The organism is Sphingopyxis sp. LARHCG72 (assembly GCF_052871675.1).
The window spans coordinates 888,893-910,412 of sequence record NZ_JBIXJU010000001.1; the positions used below are offsets into that span (position 1 = coordinate 888,893).

Below are 21,520 nucleotides of genomic sequence, written 5' to 3' on the forward strand. Positions count from 1 at the left end.
CCCTTTTTCCTCTCGCCGCTTATGGGCGCGCAAGCTTATGCCCGAACCGATCATCTTTGCCATCCCGAAAGGGCGCATCCTCGACGAGGCGTTGCCGCTGCTCGCGGCCGTCGGTATCGAGCCCGCGGCGGATTTCTTCGACAAGAAGAGCCGCGCGCTGGTGTTCGGGACCAACCAGCCGCATATCTCGCTGATCCGCGTGCGCGCGTTCGACGTCGCGACCTTCGTGGCGCATGGCGCAGCGCAGCTCGGCATCGTCGGGTCGGACGTCGTCGACGAGTTCGACTACAGCGAACTCTACGCCCCCGTCGACCTCGGCATCGGCCATTGCCGCCTGTCGCTCGCCGGGCCGGAGGGCAGCGCGCCGCCGGGACTTGGTGAAAGCCACATTCGCGTCGCGACCAAATATCCCGGGACGACGCGCCGCTGGTTCGAGGCGCAGGGCATCCAGGCCGAGTGCATCAAGCTCAATGGCGCGATGGAGATTGCGCCGAAGCTCGGACTCGCCTCGCACATCGTCGACCTTGTCTCGACCGGGCGGACGCTCGTCGAGAATGCGCTCGCCGAACAGACCATTATCAGCGAAGTGTCGGCGCGGCTGATCGTCAATCGCGCTGCGTTCAAGCTGCGCTCGGCCGAGGTGCCGGCGCTCGTCGAGAAATTCCGGCAGGCGGTGGGCGATGCGGCGGCTTGACGCCTCCGCGCCCGGCTTTGCGGCCGAGTTCGACGCGCTGGTCAATGATCGGCGCGAGAGCGCGTCTGACGTATCGGTCGACGTCGCGGCGATCATCGCACGGGTGAAGGCCGAGGGCGACGCCGCGCTAGCCGACTATACCACGAAATTTGACCGTTTCGACCTCGACGCCAGCGGCTGGAGCATCTCGAAGGACGCATGCGCTGCGGCTTATGCGGCGCTGGCGCCCGAGCTGCGCGACGCCCTCAACCTCGCCGCGGACCGAATCCGCGCCTATCATGCCGCACAGCTTCCCGAGGACCGCGACTATCGCGACGCAACGGGCGCCCGGCTCGGCGCGCGCTGGCGCGGGGTCGATGCGGCGGGGGTCTATGTCCCGGGCGGGAGGGCGGCCTATCCCTCTTCGGTGCTCATGAACATCATTCCCGCGAAGGTCGCGGGGGTCGAACGCATCGTGATGATGACCCCCACGCCGGGCGGCGAAACCAACCCAGTGGTGATGGCTGCCGCGCATATCGGCGGGGTCGATGAAATCTGGCGCGTCGGCGGCGCGCAGGCGGTCGCTGCGCTCGCCTATGGCACGAGCCGCATCGCGCCGGTCGACGTCGTCACCGGCCCCGGAAATGCGTGGGTCGCCGAGGCGAAGCGCCAGCTTTACGGTGTCGTCGGAATCGACATGGTTGCGGGTCCGAGCGAGATCGTCGTCGTCGCCGATGCGCAGAACGAACCGCATGTCATCGCCGCCGATCTCCTGAGTCAGGCCGAGCACGACCCGACCAGCCAGTCGATCCTCTTCACCGACGACGGCGATTTCGCCGATGCGGTCGCCGCCGCGGTCGCGCATGTCATCCCGACGCTGAGCACCGCACCGACGATGCAGGCGAGCTGGGCCGACAATGGCGCGGTGATCGTCGTACCGGCGCTGGCCGACGCGATCCCCTTGTGCGACCGGCTTGCGCCCGAACATCTCGAACTCGCCGTCGATCCCGCGGAAGCAGATGCGCTGTTCGCCAAGGTGCGCCACGCGGGCTCGGTCTTCCTCGGCCGCCAGACCCCCGAAGCGATTGGCGATTATGTCGCCGGCCCCAACCATGTCCTCCCGACCGGGCGCCGCGCGCGCTTTTCGAGCGGGCTGTCGGTCACCGACTTCATGAAGCGCACGAGCTTCCTCGCGCTCGATGACACGAGCCTTGCCGCCATCGGTCCGGCGGCGGTCGCGCTTGCCGGTGCCGAGGGGCTTCCCGCGCACGCGCTCAGCGTCCAGAACCGCCTAAAGTAGAAAAGCCATGAACAAACGCTCCCAGTCCCGCTCCGCCGCCCGTCTCGCCGCCGTCCAGGCGCTCTATCAGCACGAGATGGAGGCGACGCCCGTCGCCAAGCTGATCCACGAATTCCACCAGCATCGCATCGGCGCGACGATCGAGGATGCGGAATATGCCGACGCCGACACCGCCTTCTTCGACGACATCGTCAAGGGCACGCTCGCGCGGGCGGACGAAATCGATGCGGCGATCGTCGCGCGGCTCGCGAGCGGCTGGTCGATGGACCGGCTCGACCGCACGATGAAGGCGATCCTGCGCGCGGGTTCGTACGAGCTGATGGCGCGCAGCGACGTGCCCGTCGGTGCGGTGGTCAGCGAATATGTCGATGTCGCCAAGGCGTTTTTCGATGCGCGTGAGGCCGGGTTCGCGAATGGCCTGCTCGACGCGATCGGCAAGGATGTACGGAAGTAAGTCCAACCGTTGCGCAAATGCGCTCTGGCCCCCCACCTTCATAGGGGCGCATGGTTCGGTATCTTTTATACCGTAGCGGTATTCGCTACGATTTGCGTATGAGCGAAGCCGATTTCATCGCGCGTCTGCGCAGCATTGCGACCGACCCTGCCGCGCGCGGGCTTGCCGACGACGCGGCGGAGTGGGAGGGGCTGGTCCTCACCCACGACATGATCGTGGAGGGCATTCATTTCCTTCCCGATGACACGCCGCAGGATGTCGCGTGGAAGCTCGTCGCGGTGAATCTGTCCGACCTCGCGGCGAAAGGCGCGGCGCCCGTCGGCGTACTTGTCGGCTACAGCCTCGGCGACGAACAATGGGACGCCGCCTTTGCCGAGGGGCTCGACCTTGTGCTGCGCAGGTTCGGCGTCATCCTGCTTGGCGGCGATACGGTGCGTGCGCCTGCGGGGGCGCCACGCAGCTTCGGGCTGACCGCGATCGGCCGCGCGCCGCCGGGCGGCGCGCCGACGCGCAGCGGCGCGCGGCCGGGCGACCAGCTATGGGTCACGGGCACGATCGGCAATGCCGGCCTCGGCCTCGCGATGCGGCTGGGGCAGGTCGATCCGAACGAGACCTGTCTTTCCGCCTACAAGCGGCCGCAGCCGCAGCTGACCTTTGGCCAGGCCGTTGCACCGCACGTTCACGCGATGATGGACGTGTCCGACGGCCTGTTGATCGACGCGCAGCGCATGGCCGAGGCGAGCGGGTGCGAGCTGGGCATCATGCTGGAGGCGATCCCGCTGTCGGCGGCCCTGCTCGCGGTGCGCCCCGACGTGGTCGACACGCGGCTCGCCGCGGCGACGGCGGGCGACGATTACCAGCTTCTGTTTGCCGCGGATCCGGGCGAAGCCGGGGCGATCCGCGAGATCGCGACGGGGCTGAATGTCGCCGTCACCCCGCTCGGCCATGCCGGGGTCGGCGAGGGAATCATGCTGACCCACCGCGCCCAGCGCATCGCGTTGCCCGACCGCCTCGGTTTCATGCATTAAGGCCAAAGCCGCGAAAACCCGCCAGAATTACCGGGGTTGCCCTTGGCTTTCTTTCTTCCCATAACTCGGCGTCCAAATTTGGGGCGGTCGCATCAGGGGAGAGAGCGAACCGGCATCAATAAGTCGGACGTGCTCGACTGCTATCTTCTGCGTCGCCCTTCTCATGGGGAAGGAAGCAACACGCATGAATCCGGTTTTGATCGCGATAGCGTGCGGCCTGGTGGCCGTACTCTATGGATTTATTACCTCGCGGCAGGTGCTCAGCGCATCGGCGGGTAACGAAAAGATGCAGGAAATTGCCGCCGCCATCCAGGAAGGCGCCAAGGCCTATCTCGGCCGCCAATATCGCACCATCGCCATCGTGGGCGTCGTCGTCGCCATCCTTGTCGGCCTGTTCCTCGGCCCGATCTCGGCGACGGGCTTCGTCATCGGTGCCGTCCTGTCGGGCGTCGCCGGCTTCGTCGGTATGAACATTTCGGTGAAAGCCAACGTTCGCACCGCGGCCGCGGCGCAGACCGGATTGCAGGCGGGCCTGACCATGGCGTTTCGCGCCGGCGCGATCACCGGCATGCTGGTGGCCGGCCTCGCTTTGCTCGCGATCTCGGTCTTCTTCTGGTACCTGGTCGGCCCCGGCGGATTCACCGTCGGCGGTGAGGATCGTACCGTCGTCGATGCGCTTGTCGCGCTCGCCTTCGGTGCCTCGCTGATCTCGATCTTCGCGCGCCTTGGCGGCGGTATCTTCACCAAGGCCGCCGACGTCGGCGCCGATCTTGTCGGCAAGGTCGAGGCCGGAATCCCCGAGGACGATCCGCGCAACCCCGCGGTTATCGCCGATAACGTCGGTGATAATGTTGGCGACTGTGCCGGCATGGCCGCCGACCTGTTCGAGACCTATGTCGTCACCGTCGGTGCGACGATGGTCTTGATCGCACTGCTGCTCAAGGGTGCGGGCGACCAGCTCCTGCCGCTGATGACGCTGCCGCTGTTGATGGGCGGCGTCTGCATCATCACCTCGATCATCGGCACCTATTTCGTGCGTCTCGGTTCGTCGAAGAATGTCATGGGCGCGATGTACAAGGGTTTCCTCGTCACCGCGGTCCTGTCGATCCCGGCGATCTGGTTCTCGACCCAATATGCGCTCGGCGACATGAGCACGAACATCACCGGCACCGAATTCAACGGCGAAGACCTGTTCTTCTGCTCGCTGCTCGGCCTCGTCATCACCGGGCTGATCATCTGGATCACCGAATATTACACCGGTACGAATTATCGCCCGGTGCGCAGCATCGCCAAGGCGTCGGAAACGGGCCATGGCACCAACGTGATCCAGGGTCTCGCCATCAGCCTTGAATCGACCGCGCTGCCGACGCTCGTCATCTGCGTCGGTATCATCGTCGCTTACCAGACTGCGGGTATCATCGGCATCGCCTTCGGCGCTACCGCGATGCTCGCGCTCGCGGGCATGGTCGTCGCGCTCGACGCTTATGGTCCCGTCACCGACAACGCCGGCGGTATCGCCGAAATGGCGGGCCTCGACGATTCGGTTCGGGAAAAGACCGACCTGCTCGACGCGGTAGGCAATACGACCAAGGCCGTGACCAAAGGCTATGCCATCGGTTCGGCGGGTCTCGCGGCGCTGGTGCTGTTCGGTACCTATACTGCCGACATCGCCGAATATTCCGCGAAGCTCGGTATCGACGCGCCGCTGACCTTCTCGCTGTCGTCGCCCTACGTCATCGTCGGGCTGCTGCTCGGCGCGCTCTTGCCGTACCTCTTCGGTGCGATGGGCATGACCGCGGTGGGCCGCGCGGCGGGCGAGGTCGTCAAGGATGTTCGCGACCAGTTCAAGAACAACCCGGGCATCATGACCTATGAATCGAAGCCCGACTATGCGCGCACGGTCGACCTCGTCACCAAGGCGGCGATCAAGGAAATGATCATTCCGTCGCTACTCCCTGTGCTCGCGCCGATCGTCGTCTTCTTCGTGATCCGTGCGGTCGCGGGCCCGGCGGCCGCATTGGAGGCGCTCGGCGCGCTCCTGCTCGGCGTGATCGTCGGCGGGCTGTTCGTCGCCATCTCGATGACCTCGGGCGGCGGTGCGTGGGATAACGCCAAGAAGTACATCGAGGACGGCAACCATGGTGGCAAGGGCAGCGAGGCCCACAAGGCCGCGGTGACCGGCGACACCGTTGGCGATCCGTACAAGGATACCGCGGGTCCAGCGGTCAACCCGATGATCAAGATCACCAATATCGTGGCGATCCTGCTCCTCGCGGCGCTGGCGCACGGCGCGGCGTAAGCTTTGTCGCCCTTGCGGGCAAAGAAAGGCCCCGCCGGAGCGATCCGGCGGGGCTTTTTCTTCTTCTGTTCTCTCGTCGTGAGAGACAAAGGCGACTAAGCTTAGTTTTCCTGACCCGTCTTCATCTGCTGTGCGTAGCCCGCCTGGATCATCGCGTTCATCCGGTCGAACAAGGCGTCGGGGTCACTGCGGCGTAGCCTTGCGATCATCGCTTCGGCGCCCTCGGCAACCACCAGTTCGCGCGTCCCCGTATCGACCGCCGCAAGCATCTGCGCTGCTGCGTCGTCGGGCGACAGCCCATTGTCGATCGCGGCATCGCTTTCACCGCGCACGCTGCCGTCGGCGTTGAGCGCATTGCGGCTGACATTGGTGCGCACCGATCCGGGCGCGACGACGAGCACTTTCAGCCCGAGATGCTCGTTTTCGGCGCGCACCGCGTCATGATAGCCGATGATGCCGTGCTTCGCCGCCGAATAGGCGCTGCGTAGCGGTACCCCGGCAATGCCCGCAACGCTCGATATGGCGATGATCTGGCCGCCGCCCGCGCCGACCATGCGGGGTAGCAAGGCTTGCGTCAGCGCGATCGGGGCGAGCAGGTCGACCGCGATAATCTGCTGATAGACTGCGAAACCGGTTTCGATCGCGAGGCTGCGCTGCGAGATGCCGGCGTTGTTGACGAGCCCGTCGATACGGCCGTTCCATCCCCATGCCCGATCGGCAATCGCGGGGAGGGCATCATAATCGGTCGCCTCGAACGGCAGGATCAAGGTCTCGGTGGCGCAATCGGCGGCGACGGCTTCGAGCGCCGCGACGTTGCGGCCCGAGAGGATCAGCTTTGCCCCGCGTGCGCCCAGCGCCCGCGCCAATGCCGCGCCGATTCCCGACGAAGCCCCAGTAATCCACCAGACTTGATCCTTCATATCGTCATCCCCATCTGTGCTTTTGTCCCAGCGTGAAACGTCGTTTGAAACGCGTCAAGGCGCCTAGCCGCGGATTTCCGCGCAGGGGTGGCAATTTTGTTGCGAATCTGTTATAATAAATATCAACGCGCCGACACTCTGCCTCTTCCCGTCACTGGGCTGGGGCGCTTTCCGGCGTTCCGATGGAGCCATATCCCTTGTCACTCTGACTGGCTAGCGCCGCCCGAATGCAAATCCCCCTCCACGAGAGGGCGGGATGCGCCGGTGTTGTCGCACTTTCAGATCGGGGTCAAGGCACAAGAAAAGGAATTTGCATGTCCGTGAACACGCTCTTGTTCGAAGTCGGTGATTATGTCGTTTATCCCAAACATGGCGTGGGGCGCGTCATCGAGTTGCAGCGGTCGGAGATCGCCGGGATGCAGCTCGAACTTTATGTGCTGCGCTTCGAAAAGGAAAAAATGACGCTTCGCGTGCCGACGAACAAGGCTGAAGGCGTGGGCATGCGCAAGCTGTCGTCGGACAAGACGCTGAAGGAAGCGCTTCAGGTCCTGACCACCAAGCCCAAGGTGAAGCGCACCATGTGGTCGCGCCGCGCGCAGGAATATGAAGCGAAGATCAATTCGGGCGACCTCGTGTCGATCGCCGAAGTGACGCGCGACCTGTTCCGCGCCGACGACCAGCCCGAACAGAGCTATTCGGAGCGCCAGATCTTCGAAGCGGCGTCGAGCCGCCTCGCGCGCGAACTCGGCGCGATGGAAGAAAGCGACGAAAAGACCGCGCAGGCTAAGATCCTCCAGATCCTCAACGAGCATGCGCCGCTGTACTACGCCGAAAAGGTGTAATCGCGTCCACTGCGATGAAGGAAAGGGCGGTCTGGTAGGGCTGCCCTTTTCGATTCAGGGATAGGTCGCGCTCACGAAATAGAGCCCGTCGGGCGGCGCATTCAGCCCCAAGGCGTTCCGATCCGCGGCATCGAGCGCCGCTTTCAGATCGCGCGCCGACCATTTGCCATAGCCGACCAGCGCGAGACAGCCGACCATCGAGCGAACCTGATGGTGCAGGAAGCTGCGCGCTGCGGCCTCGACGATCAGCTCCTCACCGTGGCGACTGACCGACAATTTATCGAGCGTCTTGACCGGGCTTTGCGACTGGCAATGCGCCGAGCGGAAGGTCGTGAAATCGTGGAGGCCGATCAACTGCTGCGCCGCGGCGTGCATCGCATCGGCATCGAGCGGGCGGGCTACCTGCCAGGACAGTCCCTTGTCCCACGTCAACGGCGCACGGCGATTGACGATGCGATATTCGTACGACCGGCCGATGCAGGCAAAGCGCGCGTGCCAGTCGTCGGGGACGATCTCGCACGCCACTACCGCTACCGGGGAGGGACGTAGCTGCGCATTGAGCGCCTCGGTCAGCTTGAACGGGGTCAGCGGCTTTTCGATATCGACATGCGCGCGCATCGCGATGGCATGCACCCCGGCGTCGGTGCGTCCCGCGCTGAACACTTGCACCTCTTCGGCGGTGAAGCGGTGGATCGCTTCCTCGATCGCCTGCTGCACGCTCGGGCCATGCGCCTGCCGCTGCCAGCCCATGAACGGACGGCCGTCATATTCGATGGTGAGCGCGAAGCGGGTCATGCGAGCCGCGTGCCCGCCGGGATCGCGCGCCCGCGCAGCAGCTCGGCAGCGTCCATCGGCGGCTTCCCGGCCCGCTGGACGCGCGTTGCGCGGATCGCACCAGGGTTGCAGGCGATGGTCAGGCACTCGTCGAGGGCCATGCCCGGTGCTGCGCCCGCGACCGTGTCCGACGGATGGACGACGTCGGCGGCGAGGATCTTGTAACGCTCGCCTTCGAGTTCGAAGAAGGCGCCCGGTACCGGGTTGAAGGCGCGGATTTGCCGTTCGACCTGCACCGCGCTGGTCAGGAAATCGAGCCGGGCCTCGCTCTTGTCGATCTTCGCGGCATAGGTGACGCCTTCATCGGGCTGCGGCGTCGGGGGAAAGGCGTGGAGGTCGCTCAGCACGCGCCGCATCATCAGCGCGCCCATTTCGGCGAGTTCGTGGGTTAGCACGCCGGCGCTCTTCCGCCCTGTCGGCGTCGCTTCGATCAGCCGCATCGCACCGGTGTCGAGGCCGATATCCATTTGCATGATCGTCACGCCCGTTTCGGCATCGCCGGAAAGGATCGCGCGCTGCACCGGCGCTGCGCCGCGCCAGCGCGGCAGGATCGAGCCATGGACGTTGAGGCAGCCTTCGCGCGGGGCGTCGAGCACCGCCTGCGGCAGGATCAGGCCATAGGCCGCGACCACCGCGATATCGAGGTCGAGCGCGGCGAATTCGGCCTGCGCCTCCTCATTCTTCAGCCTCTTCGGCGTGCGAACGGGCAGGCCATGTTCTTCGGCCCACACCTGCACCGGGCTCTTCTGCAATTTCTTGCCGCGCTGCGCCGGGCGCGGTGGCTGCGTATAGACGGCCACGATTTCGTGCCCCGCCGCGTGGAGCGCGGCGAGCGTCGGCACCGCAAAGGGCGGCGTTCCCATAAAGGCGATGCGCATTGTCATTTCTCGCGCGCCGCTTAAGACCATCCGTCATGGCATCGCAAGAGATTGAAGCGCTCGTCCAGCAACTCGCCCGCCTGCCGGGCCTCGGCCCGCGCTCGGCGCGGCGCGCCGTGCTGCACCTGATGAAGAAGCGCGAGAGCGCGTTCGCCCCGCTGCTCGCGGCGCTCCAGATGGTGTCCGAACGGCTCGTAACCTGCACCATTTGCGGCAATGTCGACACGCAGGACCCGTGTGCGATCTGCGCCGACCCGCGCCGCGATGCGCGCAGCCTCTGCGTCGTCGAGGAAGTCTCCGACCTGTGGGCGCTCGACAAGTCTCGGCTCTTTCCGGGCAAATATCACGTCCTCGGCGGGCGGTTATCGGCGCTCGAAGGCGTGCGCCCGCAGGATCTCAGCATCGATGCATTGGTGGCGCGCGTCGCCGCGGGCGGTATTGACGAGGTCGTGCTGGCGATGAACGCGACGCTTGAGGGGCAGACGACCGCGCATTATCTCGCCGAGCGGCTGGAAGGTTATCCGGTGCGGCTGACCCAGCTCGCGCACGGTCTGCCGGTGGGCGGCGAACTCGATTATCTCGACGAGGGGACGCTCGCGCAGGCGCTCAGGGCGCGGCGTCCGGTGGGTTGACGTCGGGCATTCGAGTTCATACCTGCACGCCATGGCCTTACTCCCTATCATAGAGACCCCGGATCCCCGGCTGCGTGTCATTTCGAAGCCCGTCGAAAAGTTCGACGCCGAGCTCAAGACGCTGGTCGCCGACATGTTCGAGACGATGTACGACGCCCCCGGCATCGGGCTGGCGGCGATCCAGGTCGGGGTGCCGAAGCGCATCCTCGTCATCGACCTGCAGGAACCCGATCCCGACGACGAAGAGGGCAAGAAGGTGATCCGCGAGCCGCGCGTCTTCATCAATCCCGTCTTTTCGGACGAGAGCGAGGAGCATAGCGTCTATCAGGAGGGCTGCCTGTCGGTCCCTGAACAATATGCCGATGTCACGCGCCCCGCCGAGGTGACCGTCGACTGGCAGGACGAGGACGGCAAGCATCATCAGGAACGCATGACCGGGCTGATGGCGACGTGCATCCAGCACGAGCACGACCATCTCGAAGGCATCCTCTTCATCGACCATCTGTCGCGGCTGAAGCGCGAGATGGTGCTGAAGAAGCTCGCAAAGCTCCGCAAGGCGGCCTGACCGCCGGACAAGCGACAAAAAGAAACCCCGGCTTTCACCGGGGTTTCTTTTTGTCTGCGATATCGCTTCGGCGGTTACCCCGCCTTCGCCACACCCACCATCGCGGGGCGCAGCAGCCGGTCCTTGAGCATATAACCCGCCTGCATTTCCTGCACGATCGTGCCCGGCGTCTTGTCGCTCGGGATTTCGAGCATCGCCTGATGCTGGTTCGGGTCGAGCGGCAGGCCGATCGCCGCGATGCGCGTGATGCCGTTGCGTTCGAACACGCTGAGTAATTCGCGCTCGGTCGCCTCGAGGCCGGTGATCAGCGGCTTGATGCCTTCGTCGGCGCGCTGTTCGTCGCTCAATGCGGCGAGCGCGCGGCCGAGATTGTCGGCAACCGACAATATGTCGCGCGCGAACTTGGTCGCGGCATAGGCGTGCGCGTCGGCGATTTCCTTGTCCTTGCGGCGCGTGACATTCTGCGTCTCGGCACGCGCGTAGAGCAGGTCCTGCTGAAGCGCGGCGACCTGTTCGGCGAGCTGCGCCAGCTCTTCATTCTCGCCCTGCGCGGGATTCGTCGCTTCGGCGGTTTCAGCTTCGGGGCCATCAGTCTCGGGAGCTTGGCCGTCGTTGACCGGCGTGTCGTTTTCAATGTTCGTCATAAACCTATCGTATCAGTCTGGAGAGCGATTGTGCGGTGAAATCCACCATGGGAACGATGCGGGCATAGTTCAAGCGTGTGGGGCCGATAACCCCGACCACGCCAACGACGCGCCCGTCCGATCCGCGATAGGGCGCCGCTATCACGGACGAGCCCGAAAGCGAGAATAATTTATTCTCCGACCCGATGAAAATCCGTGTCGCGGCGCCCTCGCGCGCGCTGTCGAGCAATCCGGCAATTTCCTGCTTGGTTTCGAGCTCGTCGAGCAATTGCCGTACGCGGTCGAGGTCGCCGACCGCGCTCTCGTCGAGCAGGTTCGCCTGCCCGCGCACGATCAGGACCGGACGGTCGGCGCCGTCGGACGACCAGACGGCGAGGCCGCGCGACACCAGATCCTGCGCGGCGCGGTCGATCGCGATCCGCTCGGCCTCGATCTCGCGGCGCACGCGGGCCATCGCTTCGGTCAGCGTCAGGCCGCTGAGCGTCGCGCTGATATAATTGCCCGCCTCGACGAGCGCCGAGGGGTTGAGTCCCGGGGGCAAGTCGATGACGCGATTCTCGACCGCGCCGTCGCCCGCGACGAGCACGACGAGCGACTGGTTCGACGACAGCGGCACGAAGGCGAGCTGTTTGAGCACGCGTTCATGCTTGGGGACGAGGACGAGGCCCGCGCACGCCGACAGCCCCGACAGCGCCGAGGTTGCCTGCGCGAGCGCGCTTTCAATCGGCCCGGCGTCGGCCAGGCTCGCCTCGATCTGCGCACGGTCCTCGGCCGAAGGTTCGGCAACCTGCATCATGCCGTCGACGAAGAGGCGGAGGCCCTGTTCGGTCGGCAGCCGCCCCGCGCTGGTGTGCGGGCTGGCGAGCAGGCCATATTCCTCAAGGTCCTGCATCACGTTGCGGATCGACGCGGGCGACAGGTTGAGCGCCGCGAGCTTCGACAGCGTGCGCGAACCGACGGGCTGTCCGGTCTCGAGATAGGCATCGACGACCAGCCGGAACACGTCGCGCGCGCGCGTGGTGAGTTCGGTGATCGGCGCGGTGGTCATACAGGGGATTTAGGGACGGGGAGGGGACGGGGCAAGTCTGGGAGGTCGGCTGGTGCGGCAGCTAGCCGGCCTGCTTCGCCAGTTTGCCCAATCCCTTCGACAATTGCAGCGCCCCGTTGAGGCGCGCGCCGGTGCTCATCCAGTCGCCGCTGATCGACAGCTTATTGTCCGGGCGAATGCGCGCGCGGCCTTTCAGCCGTTCGACATAGGCAATCAGCCCGGGGACGTTCGCGAACGCGTCGCCGTGGAAGCTCACGAGCGCGCCCTTGGTGCCGACGTCGAGCTTCGCAATGCCCGCGAGCTTGGCATTTGCCTTGATCTCCATCAGCTGGACGAGGTTCGCAGTTTCGGGCGGCAGCGGCCCAAAACGGTCGATCATCTCGGCCGCGAAGGCGTCGAGCGCCGGGCGGTCCTGTGCGTCGTTGAGGCGGCGGTAGAGCGCCATACGCAGCGGCAGATCGGGGACATAATCCTCGGGGATCAGGATCGGCGCGTCGACGGTGATCACCGGCGACAGCGCTTCGCGTGGCGGCAGTTTTCCGGCGCCCTCGGCTTTGGCGACCAAAATCGCCTCTTCGAGCATCGACTGATAAAGTTCGAAACCGACCTCGCGGATATGCCCCGACTGCTCATCGCCGACGAGATTGCCCGCGCCGCGAATATCGAGATCGTGGCTCGCAAGCTGGAACCCCGCGCCGAGTGTATCGAGATCGCCGAGCAGCTTGAGCCGCTTTTCGGCGGTGTCGGTGATCGCACCTCCTTCGAGCGTCGTGAGGTACGCATAAGCACGCGTCTTCGAGCGCCCGACGCGCCCGCGGAGCTGGTAGAGCTGGGCAAGGCCGAAGCGGTCGGCGCGGTGGACGATCAGCGTGTTCGCGCTCGGAATGTCGAGCCCGCTTTCGACGATGGTGGTCGACACGAGCACATCATATTTGCGGTCGTAGAAGGCGCTCATCCGCTCCTCGACCTCGCCCGGCGCCATCTGGCCGTGCGCGACGACATATTTGATCTCGGGCACGCGCGTGCGCAGGAATTCCTCGATGTCGGGAAGGTCCTTGATCCGCGGGGTGACGAAGAAGCTCTGCCCGCCGCGGTCGTGCTCGCGCAGCAGCGCTTCGCGGATCACGACGGGATCCCAAGGCGCGACGTAAGTCCGCACCGCGAGACGGTCGACCGGCGGGGTCTGGATGACGCTGAGTTCGCGGAGGCCCGACATCGCCATCTGCAAGGTGCGCGGGATCGGGGTGGCAGTCAGGGTCAGCACATGGACGTCGGTCTTGAGCTGTTTCAGCCGTTCCTTGTGGACGACGCCGAAACGCTGTTCCTCGTCGACGATGACAAGACCGAGGTTCTTGAATTCGACCGATTTCGCGATGACGGCGTGCGTGCCGACGACGATGTCGATCGTCCCGGCGGACAAGCCATCGCGCGTCTTTTGCGCTTCGCTCGCCGGAACGAGCCGCGAGAGGCGGCCGATATTGATCGGGAAGCCTTTGAAGCGCTCGACAAAATTCGTGTAGTGCTGGCGTGCGAGCAAAGTCGTCGGCACGACCACCGCGACCTGCACGCCCGCCATCGCCGCGACGAAGGCGGCACGCAGAGCGACCTCGGTCTTGCCGAAACCGACGTCGCCGCAGACAAGGCGGTCCATCGGGCGACCCGACGCCATATCGGCAAGGACGTCGCCGATCGCGCGGTCCTGATCGTCGGTTTCCTGATAGGGGAAGCGGTCGGCAAAAGCGGGATAGGCGGCGTCCTGCGCGAGCAATTCGCCCGAGCGCAGCGCGCGCTGCGCCGCGGTTGCGAGCAGCTCGCCCGCGATTTCGCGGATGCGCTCCTTCATCCGCGCCTTGCGGCGCTGCCAGGCTTCGCCGCCGAGCTTGTCGAGGCCGACGCCCTCGCTCTCGCCGCCGTAACGCGAAAGGACGTCGAGATTCTCGACCGGAACGTAGAGCTTGTCGCCGCCCGAATATGTCAGCGCGACGCAATCGTGCGGGCTGCTTCCGACGGGGATCTGGGTCAGCCCCTCGTAGCGGCCGATGCCATGGTCGAGATGGACGACGAGATCGCCGACGCTGAGCGTCGCGAGTTCGGCGAGGAATGCGTCGGCGCTCTTGCGGCGTTTCTGGCGGCGCACGAGGCGCTCGCCGAGGATGTCCTGTTCGGTGAGCAGGCTGATCGCGTCGGAGGCAAAGCCATGATCGAGCGGGAGGACGACCATCGCGGTCGCGCCGCCGCTTTCCGCCGAGGCGGTGCCGAGCGCATCCTGCCAGCTATCGGCGGGGGCGAGCGAGGTAACGCCATGGTCGCGAAGCAGCCCCGACAGGCGGTCGCGCGCGCCGCCCGAATAGCTGGCGATGATCGTGCGCCGTCCCTTGCGCCGCTCATCGCTGAGGTGGTCGGCGACTTTGTCGTAGACGTTGAGGTCGGCAGTGCGTTCGGGGGTGAAATCGCGGGCGGCGAAGGTTTCGAGGTCGACGACGGTCGCAGCCGGGGGAACGTCGAACGGCGTGATGATATGGATCGGGCGATCAGACGAGGCTCCGGCCCATTCGGTCTCGGTCAGATAGAGCGTCTCGGGCGCGAGCGGGCGATAGCTTCCTGGCGACTCGCGTTCAGCCGCGACGCGGTTCGCATGGTAATCGGCAATCGCGGCAAAGCGCGTTTCGGCGGTCGCCTCGGTGCGATGGCCGCGGAGCACCGGGGTTGCGGGATCGATATGGTCGAACAGCGTCGCGAGGCGTTCCTCGAACAACGGCAGCCAATGGTCCATGCCCGCCTGCCGCCGTCCGTCGCTCACCGCCTGATAGAGCGGGTCGCCGGTCGACTGGCCGCCGAACAGGTCGCGATAGGCCGAGCGGAAGCGCTTGATCGTCGCCTCGTCGAGCAAGGTTTCGGACGCCGGGAGCAGCTGCAGCGCCTTGGCTGGGCCAAGGCTGCGCTGGTCGGCGGGGTCGAAACGGCGGATGCTTTCGATCTCGTCGCCGAAAAAATCGACGCGCAGGCCGGTTTCTTCGCCCGCAGGGAACAGGTCGAGGATGCCGCCACGTACCGCGAACTCGCCCTGATCGGCGACGGTGTCGACGCGGCTGAAGCCGTTCGCGACGAGCAGTTCGGCGAGCGCGTCGCGATCGATCCGCTGCCCCGCGGCGAGCGTCGTCGCGAGCTGGCGGATACGGAACGGTGTCAGCGTGCGCTGCGTGATCGCGGCGACGGTGGTCAGAATCAGTTCGCTGCGCTTGGCGGGAAGTTGGAGCGCCGACAGCGTCGCGAGCCGGTCGGCGCTGACGCGCATCGACGGCCCGGCGCGGTCGTAGGAAAGGCAATCCCACGCCGGAAAGCGATGGACGATCAGATCGGGCGCGAAGAAGGGCGCGGCGTCGGCGATCGCCTGCATCGCCGTATCGTCGGTCGCGACATAGAGGACGCGTTTATCACTGGCACGCGCAAGGTCGGCGAGCAGCAGCGGCAGGAAGCCGTCGGCGGCGCGCGCCAGCGTCAGCGGCGCCGACGCCGATCCGATCGCGGCAAAAATGTCGGCGGCGCTTCGGGTCATGGCAGCGGGATATAGTCCAGCCGGCGCATCGCCGCGATCATGTCGGGGCGATCGAGATGCGCGGGCGGCTCGCCGGTGCCGAGTGCCCACGCCATGATATCGACGTCATCCTCTTCGACTACGATCTCGTACCAGGCGATCTCTTCCTCGCTCCAGCCCGCCGAGTAACGGTCGAAAAAGCCGCCGATCATATAGTCGGCCTCGCGCGTGCCGCGGTGCCAGGCACGGAATTTCAGGCGTTTCAGGCGGTCAGTGTGCGGCACGGGAAGAATCCTGATGGCCCATGCGGCTGGGTGTGGCGCACGGGGAACAATCTCTATAGTCAGCCCAGATAGTCATGCGACCCGAGATACTCAATCCGCTCTTTGCTGCGCTCACCGACCTGAAGGGTGTCGGGCCGCAGCTTGCCAAGCCGCTGACGCGGCTGGGGCTGGAGCGCGTGGTCGATGTGCTGTTCCATTTGCCGACGGGCCTCATTTCGCGCTTTCCGGTCGAACGGCTCGATCAGGCGCAGGCCGGGCAAACGATCATCGTCGAGCTGACCGCGCAGGATTATCGGCCGGGCCGCAGTCCTCGCGCGCCCTTCGGGGTCGAGGCGTTCGACGATGCGGGTGATCATGTCCGGCTCGTCTATTTCGGCCGCACATCGGGGCTCGCGCGCAAGCTGTTTCCCCTGGGCGAGAAGCGCCGCGTGTCGGGTCGGCTCGATCTTTATGGCGACATGCGGCAGATCGTGCATCCCGACCATGTTGCCGAGCCGGGCGACGAGAGCGGGATTGCCGAACATGAACCCGTCTATCCGCTCACCGAAGGACTTACCAACGCGCGGCTGTCGCAGTTGGGGCAGGTTGCGCTCGAACGGCGTCCCGAGCTTGCAGAGTGGATCGACGCGCCGCTGCTCGCGAACCGGAATTGGCCCGCCTGGAACGAGGCGATGGCGCGTGCGCACGCGAGCCCGCGCGACGAGCCGGCGCGCGACCGGCTCGCCTATGACGAGATTTTCGCAAGCCAGGTCGCGCTGATGCTCATCCGGCAGGGCCTCAGGACGCGCAAGGGCAGGGCGATCGTCGGCGACAGCCGGTTGACCGACGCGCTGAAGCTGCCCTTCGGACTCACCGGGGCGCAGGAACGTGTCGGCCGCGAGATTGCCGGCGATATGGCGCAGGACACGCCGATGCTGCGGATGCTGCAGGGCGATGTCGGGTCGGGCAAGACGCTCGTCGCGCTGCGCGCGATGCTCGCGGCGGTCGAGGCGGGAACGCAGGCGGCGCTGCTCGCGCCGACCGAGATTCTGGCGCGCCAGCATTATGCGACACTGCAACGCATGCTCGGCGGCTTGCCTGTCAACCTCGCGATCCTCACCGGACGCGACAAGGGTAAGGCCCGCGAATCGACACTGATGGGGCTCGCCGACGGCAGCATCGATATCCTTGTCGGCACCCACGCGATTTTCCAGCAGGCGGTGAAATATAAGGACCTCGTGCTCGTCGTCGTCGACGAGCAGCATCGCTTCGGCGTTGCGCAGCGCTTGATGCTCACTCAAAAGGCGGCGCGTCCGCCGCATTTGCTCGTGATGACCGCGACGCCGATCCCGCGCACCCTGCAACTCGCCAATCACGGCGAGATGGACGTGTCGCAGATCGACGAGATGCCGCCGGGGCGCACCCCGGTCGATACGCGGGTCATCTCGCTCGACCGGCTCGACGATGTCGTGGACTCGCTCGACCGGCACCTTGCGACGGGCGCGCAGGCCTATTGGGTGTGCCCGCTCGTCGCGGAAAGCGAAGGGAGCGAACTCGCCGCCGCCGAAGATCGCGCGGCCTTGCTCCGCGCGCGGCTCGGCGAAAACCGTGTCGGGTTGGTGCACGGGCGGATGAAGGGGCCCGAAAAGGATGGCGTCATGGCGCGCTTCCAGGCGGGCGAGATCGGCGTGCTCGTCGCGACCACGGTGATCGAGGTCGGGGTCGATGTTCCCGCCGCCAGCCTCATGGTCATCGAGCATGCCGAGAATTTCGGGCTTGCCCAGCTTCACCAGCTGCGCGGCCGCGTCGGTCGCGGTGCGGCGAAGTCGGTCTGCCTGCTGCTCCGTTCGCAGAATCTTTCCGAAACCGCGCGCGAGCGGCTCGCGCTGATGCGCGACACGAACGACGGTTTCGTGATCGCCGAGAAGGATCTCGAACTGCGCGGCGGTGGGGAGTTGCTCGGGCTCAAACAGTCGGGTGACGCCGATTACCGGCTCGCGACACCCGAACAGCTCGTGCGCCTGCTTCCGGTGGCGCATGACGACGCGCGGCTGTTCATCGAACGCGATGGCGGGATGGACGGCGCGCGCGCCGAGGCGGTGCGGCTCTGCCTCTACCTGTTCGAACGCGACGCGGCGGTGCCGCTGCTCAGAAGCGGTTAGTTGACGTCGCCGCGCGCACCCATGGCGCGAATCATCGGCAGATAATCTTCGACCGAGATCGATTTTTCGAACTGCAAACCGGTCTTGCCGCCGAGCGACCAGATGACCTTCGCCGAGGTACGGCCGATGATCGGCATGCGGAGGACGACAAGGTCGCCGATTTCCAGTCCGCGCTCGAAGCGCATCAGCATGCCGTCGGCGCTGATGTTGACGCAGGTGCACATTTCCTGCCCCCCGTCGGGCATGACGAAGGGCAGGCGGCAATAGACGTCGCTACGCGGGGCGATCCGCTGGTCGAGGCCGACGTAGTGGGCCTTGCTGGTGTCGATCTTGCGCATTTTCGTGGACCTTGTTGATTTGGCCATGACGATCCACCCGATTGCTGAAGAAGTCGTAAACGCTGGTCTGCGCCCTAGCGGGTCACAAGGCCATGCTTTTTTGACCCGAGGCTCAGCGGAACAGGGTTTTCGCCGGGCTGGATCAGGTGCTGCGGATCGCGAACGACGACGCCGTCGACCTTCACCGCGCCCTCGTCGAGCTTGCGACGTGCTTCCTTGTTCGACGTGGCGAAGCCGAGTTCGCGCAGTGCATCGACAATGCTGATCCCTTCGGCGGGCGCAACCGCCTGCGGAAGGTCGCCGCCAATCTGTCCCTTTTCAAAGGTTTGCGCGGCGGTCTCCGACGCGATGCGCGCGGCATCCGCGCCGCGGCACATCGCGGTCGCTTCGTTCGCGAGGATTTTCTTCGCCTCGTTGATCTCTGCGCCCTCGAGCGCTTCGAGCCGCGCGATCTCGTCCATCGGCAGGTCAGTGAACAGCTTCAGGAATTTGCCGACGTCGCGGTCGTCGCAGTTGCGCCAATATTGCCAATAGTCAAAATGGGACAGTTGTTCGGGATTAAGCCAGACCGCACCGGCGGCGGTTTTACCCATTTTGGCGCCGGCCGCGGTGGTGAGCAGCGGAGTCGTGAGGCCGTAAAGGTCGGCACCGTCCATGCGGCGACCGAGTTCCATGCCATTGACGATATTGCCCCACTGGTCCGATCCACCCATCTGGAGCCGCACGCCGCGCTCTTTCGACAGATGGCGGAAATCATAGCCCTGGAGGATCATGTAGTTGAATTCGAGGAACGTCATCGGCTGTTCGCGTTCCAGCCGCAGTTTGACCGAATCGAACGTCATCATGCGATTGATCGTGAAGTGGGTGCCGACTTCCTGCAGCAGCTCGATATAGCCGAGCTGGCCGAGCCAGTCCTGATTGTCGACCATCACCGCGTCGGTCGGCCCATCGCCGAAAGTGAGGAATTGCTGGAAGATGCTGAAGATCGAGGCGATGTTCGCGGCGATCGTCTCGTCCGACAACATCTTGCGGCTCTCGTCGCGCCCTGTCGGGTCGCCGATCCGCGTCGTTCCGCCGCCCATCAGCACGACAGGCTTGTGCCCCATCTGTTGCAGGCGGCGCAGCATCATGATCTGGACGAGGCTGCCGACGTGCAACGACGGCGCAGTTGCGTCGAAACCGATATATCCGGGGACGACCTGTTTCGCCGCGAGCGCATCGAGCCCTTCCGCGTCGGTCGTCTGGTGGATATAGCCTCGCTCGTCGAGCAGGCGCAGCAGGTCGGATTTGTAACTGGTCATAGCGGGCGGGCGCTTAGCATGGGGTTTGATATTTGGATAGCATGCGCAAGGAACTGATCTGCCACCCTGCTACACCGGGCAAGGCTGTGCGGGCGGTCGCGGTCGAGGTCAGCCTGTCGTTCGAGGACGGTTTTGCGCTGCGCTTCATCGTCGACGGCGCGATCGCGGCGCTGGTGCTGCCCGACGGGCAGGGCGAGCTTGTCATCGCCGACAGCGCGACCGACGGCCTGTGGGAAAGCACCTGCTTCGAGGCTTTCCTGACCGAAGAGGGCCAGCCCGATTACACCGAGTTCAACTATTCGCCCGACGGCCGCTGGGCCTGCTACCAGTTCGACGACTACCGCTCGCTCCTCCGCACCGATGACCTCGCGCCATGGGAAATGGCGGCGGAGAAGGCTGATCAAAGCTATTCGCTGCGCGTCGAGCCCGGGATTTTCCCCGACAATGGTGCCAAGCTCGCACTGTCGGCGGTAATCGAGGAGCTCGACGGCACCAAAAGCTATTGGGCGCTCGCGCATCCGCCGGGCAAGCCGGACTTCCATCATCCCGATTGCTTTGCGCTCACGCTTGGGGCACCCGACGCGGCATGACTGTTCACTTCGGTATCGACCGCCTGCTCGCCGATCCGGCGCTTCGCAAACCGCTCGAAGGAAAGCGCGTCGCGTTGCTCGCGCACCCCGCTTCGGTCACCGCCGACCTGACGCACAGCCTCGATGCGCTCGTCGCTTCCGGGCTGGACATCACCGCGGTGTTCGGGCCGCAGCATGGCGTGCGCGGCGACCTTCAGGACAATATGATGGAGTCGCCGGACTTCACCGATCCGACCTATGGCATGCCGGTGTTCAGCCTTTATGGCGAGGTGCGCCGCCCGTCGGGCCAGTCGATGCACACATTCGACGTGATGCTCGTCGACCTGCAGGACCTTGGCTGCCGCATCTACACCTATGTGACGACGTTGCTCTACATCCTCGAGGCCGCGGCGCAGCATGGCAAGGCGGTGTGGGTGCTCGACCGGCCGAACCCCGCGGGCCGCCCGGTCGAGGGCACGCGGCTTTTGCCCGGCTGGGAAAGCTTCGTCGGTGCGGGACCGATGGTGATGCGCCATGGCCTTACGATGGGCGAGATGGGGCACTGGTTCATCCGTCACTTCGGCCTCGACGTCGATTATCGCGTGATCGAGATGGAGGGCTGGGACCCGAAAGGCCCGGGCTTCGGCTGGCCCACGGATCGCGCGTGGATCAACCCCAGTCCGAACGCGGCGAACGTCAATATGGCGCGGGCCTATGCCGGCACGGTGATGGTCGAAGGCGCCACGCTCAGCGAGGGTCGGGGTACGACGCGCCCGCTCGAACTGTTCGGTGCCCCCGATATCGACGCCAAGGCGGTGATCGCCGAGATGCAGCGTCTCGCGCCGCAATGGCTCGGCGGATGCAAGTTACGCGATATCTGGTTCCAGCCGACCTTTCACAAGCATGTCGGCCAGCTCAACAGCGGCGTCCATATCCATGCCGACGGGCCGTGGTATGACGACGAGGCGTTCCAGCCTTGGCGCGTGCAGGCGCTGGGCTTCAAGGCGATCCGCAGCCTCTATCCGGACTATCCGATCTGGCGCGGCAAGGATTTTAAATATGAGTACACCGACGATGTGCTCGCGATCGACGTGATCAACGGCGGGCCGGGGCTGCGCGAGTGGGTCGACGACGTGGGTGCGACGGCGGGCGATCTCGATGCGCTGGCGCAGCCCGACGAGGCGGGGTGGCGCGAGGAAATCGCGGACCTGCTCATTTACTGACAAAGGGGACGA

Annotated in this window: 20 protein-coding genes; 11 read left to right on the plus strand and 9 right to left on the minus strand. The window is 65.5% G+C overall.

What is annotated here, in order from left to right; translation table 11 throughout:
* The first annotated feature begins 37 nt into the window (after positions 1 to 37).
* The 5 genes from hisG to ACIPPQ_RS04375 all read left to right on the plus strand — a co-directional run bounded on the left by hisG (position 38) and on the right by ACIPPQ_RS04375 (position 5,754).
* Complete coding sequence (hisG, locus tag ACIPPQ_RS04355) at positions 38 to 694, plus strand: ATP phosphoribosyltransferase (RefSeq protein WP_446542960.1); 657 nt, start codon at positions 38 to 40, stop codon at positions 692 to 694.
* Positions 681 to 1,973 (plus strand): histidinol dehydrogenase, encoded by a 1,293-nt coding sequence (gene hisD / locus ACIPPQ_RS04360; protein WP_446542961.1) that lies wholly within the window; start codon positions 681 to 683, stop codon positions 1,971 to 1,973. The genes hisG and hisD overlap by 14 nt, the downstream gene beginning before the upstream one ends.
* Positions 1,974 to 1,980: 7 nt before the next feature.
* Positions 1,981 to 2,427, plus strand: a complete 447-nt coding sequence (gene nusB, locus ACIPPQ_RS04365; protein ID WP_446542962.1) for a transcription antitermination factor NusB — start codon at positions 1,981 to 1,983, stop codon at positions 2,425 to 2,427.
* Positions 2,428 to 2,525: 98 nt separating this feature from the next.
* Positions 2,526 to 3,455 (plus strand): thiamine-phosphate kinase, encoded by a 930-nt coding sequence (gene thiL, locus ACIPPQ_RS04370; RefSeq protein ID WP_446542963.1) that lies wholly within the window; start codon positions 2,526 to 2,528, stop codon positions 3,453 to 3,455.
* A 184-nt stretch (positions 3,456 to 3,639) separates the two neighbouring features.
* On the plus strand, positions 3,640 to 5,754 hold the full coding sequence (locus ACIPPQ_RS04375; RefSeq protein ID WP_446542964.1) for a sodium-translocating pyrophosphatase: 2,115 nt from the start codon (positions 3,640 to 3,642) through the stop codon (positions 5,752 to 5,754).
* A 101-nt stretch (positions 5,755 to 5,855) separates the two neighbouring features.
* Here the strand turns inward: ACIPPQ_RS04375 and ACIPPQ_RS04380 are convergent, their stop codons facing one another.
* A complete protein-coding gene (locus ACIPPQ_RS04380; protein WP_446542965.1) occupies positions 5,856 to 6,674 on the minus strand; it encodes an SDR family NAD(P)-dependent oxidoreductase in 819 nt (272 codons plus the stop codon).
* Between the two features lie 314 nt (positions 6,675 to 6,988).
* On the opposite strand from ACIPPQ_RS04380, the gene ACIPPQ_RS04385 reads away from it, so the two are divergent.
* The gene (locus ACIPPQ_RS04385) at positions 6,989 to 7,516 is read left to right on the plus strand and encodes a CarD family transcriptional regulator (RefSeq protein ID WP_037511307.1); all 528 of its coding nucleotides are present in this window, start codon (positions 6,989 to 6,991) and stop codon (positions 7,514 to 7,516) included.
* 54 nt (positions 7,517 to 7,570) lie between these two features.
* Here the strand turns inward: ACIPPQ_RS04385 and truA are convergent, their stop codons facing one another.
* Both truA and fmt read right to left on the minus strand, forming a co-directional pair.
* Positions 7,571 to 8,311, minus strand: a complete 741-nt coding sequence (truA, locus tag ACIPPQ_RS04390; RefSeq protein WP_446542966.1) for a tRNA pseudouridine(38-40) synthase TruA — start codon at positions 8,309 to 8,311, stop codon at positions 7,571 to 7,573.
* Positions 8,308 to 9,228 carry a methionyl-tRNA formyltransferase gene (gene fmt / locus ACIPPQ_RS04395; RefSeq protein ID WP_446542967.1) on the minus strand — a complete coding sequence of 307 codons (921 nt, stop codon included), beginning with the start codon at positions 9,226 to 9,228 and terminating at the stop codon, positions 8,308 to 8,310. The genes truA and fmt overlap by 4 nt, the downstream gene beginning before the upstream one ends.
* Before the next feature lie 35 nt (positions 9,229 to 9,263).
* On the opposite strand from fmt, the gene recR reads away from it, so the two are divergent.
* A complete protein-coding gene (gene recR, locus ACIPPQ_RS04400; RefSeq protein ID WP_446542968.1) occupies positions 9,264 to 9,860 on the plus strand; it encodes a recombination mediator RecR in 597 nt (198 codons plus the stop codon).
* Positions 9,861 to 9,891: 31 nt separating this feature from the next.
* Positions 9,892 to 10,425, plus strand: coding sequence for a peptide deformylase (def, locus tag ACIPPQ_RS04405; protein WP_327455365.1), 534 nt, complete (start codon positions 9,892 to 9,894; stop codon positions 10,423 to 10,425).
* Positions 10,426 to 10,499: 74 nt separating this feature from the next.
* Here def and grpE read toward each other — a convergent pair whose 3' ends face one another.
* The 4 genes from grpE to ACIPPQ_RS04425 all read right to left on the minus strand — a co-directional run bounded on the left by grpE (position 10,500) and on the right by ACIPPQ_RS04425 (position 15,936).
* The gene (gene grpE, locus ACIPPQ_RS04410) at positions 10,500 to 11,069 is read right to left on the minus strand and encodes a nucleotide exchange factor GrpE (RefSeq protein ID WP_446542969.1); all 570 of its coding nucleotides are present in this window, start codon (positions 11,067 to 11,069) and stop codon (positions 10,500 to 10,502) included.
* A gap of 4 nt (positions 11,070 to 11,073) precedes the next feature.
* Positions 11,074 to 12,117: a heat-inducible transcriptional repressor HrcA gene (gene hrcA, locus ACIPPQ_RS04415; protein ID WP_446542970.1), complete on the minus strand. Its 1,044-nt coding sequence runs from the start codon at positions 12,115 to 12,117 to the stop codon at positions 11,074 to 11,076.
* Between the two features lie 61 nt (positions 12,118 to 12,178).
* Positions 12,179 to 15,673: a transcription-repair coupling factor gene (gene mfd / locus ACIPPQ_RS04420; RefSeq protein WP_446542971.1), complete on the minus strand. Its 3,495-nt coding sequence runs from the start codon at positions 15,671 to 15,673 to the stop codon at positions 12,179 to 12,181.
* Positions 15,670 to 15,936: an FAD assembly factor SdhE gene (locus tag ACIPPQ_RS04425; RefSeq protein WP_446542972.1), complete on the minus strand. Its 267-nt coding sequence runs from the start codon at positions 15,934 to 15,936 to the stop codon at positions 15,670 to 15,672. The genes mfd and ACIPPQ_RS04425 overlap by 4 nt, the downstream gene beginning before the upstream one ends.
* Before the next feature lie 74 nt (positions 15,937 to 16,010).
* On the opposite strand from ACIPPQ_RS04425, the gene recG reads away from it, so the two are divergent.
* Positions 16,011 to 18,077 carry an ATP-dependent DNA helicase RecG gene (recG, locus tag ACIPPQ_RS04430; protein WP_446542973.1) on the plus strand — a complete coding sequence of 689 codons (2,067 nt, stop codon included), beginning with the start codon at positions 16,011 to 16,013 and terminating at the stop codon, positions 18,075 to 18,077.
* Here the strand turns inward: recG and ACIPPQ_RS04435 are convergent.
* Positions 18,074 to 18,415, minus strand: a complete 342-nt coding sequence (locus ACIPPQ_RS04435) for a PilZ domain-containing protein (RefSeq protein WP_446542974.1) — start codon at positions 18,413 to 18,415, stop codon at positions 18,074 to 18,076. The genes recG and ACIPPQ_RS04435 overlap by 4 nt on opposite strands.
* 74 nt (positions 18,416 to 18,489) lie before the next feature.
* The gene (gene tyrS / locus ACIPPQ_RS04440; RefSeq protein ID WP_446542975.1) at positions 18,490 to 19,716 is read right to left on the minus strand and encodes a tyrosine--tRNA ligase; all 1,227 of its coding nucleotides are present in this window, start codon (positions 19,714 to 19,716) and stop codon (positions 18,490 to 18,492) included.
* A 41-nt stretch (positions 19,717 to 19,757) separates the two neighbouring features.
* On the opposite strand from tyrS, the gene ACIPPQ_RS04445 reads away from it, so the two are divergent.
* Complete coding sequence (locus ACIPPQ_RS04445; protein WP_446543111.1) at positions 19,758 to 20,306, plus strand: DOMON-like domain-containing protein; 549 nt, start codon at positions 19,758 to 19,760, stop codon at positions 20,304 to 20,306.
* On the plus strand, positions 20,303 to 21,508 hold the full coding sequence (locus ACIPPQ_RS04450; protein ID WP_446542976.1) for an exo-beta-N-acetylmuramidase NamZ family protein: 1,206 nt from the start codon (positions 20,303 to 20,305) through the stop codon (positions 21,506 to 21,508). Before ACIPPQ_RS04445 ends, ACIPPQ_RS04450 begins: the two co-directional genes overlap by 4 nt.
* The last annotated feature ends 12 nt before the right edge of the window (positions 21,509 to 21,520 follow it).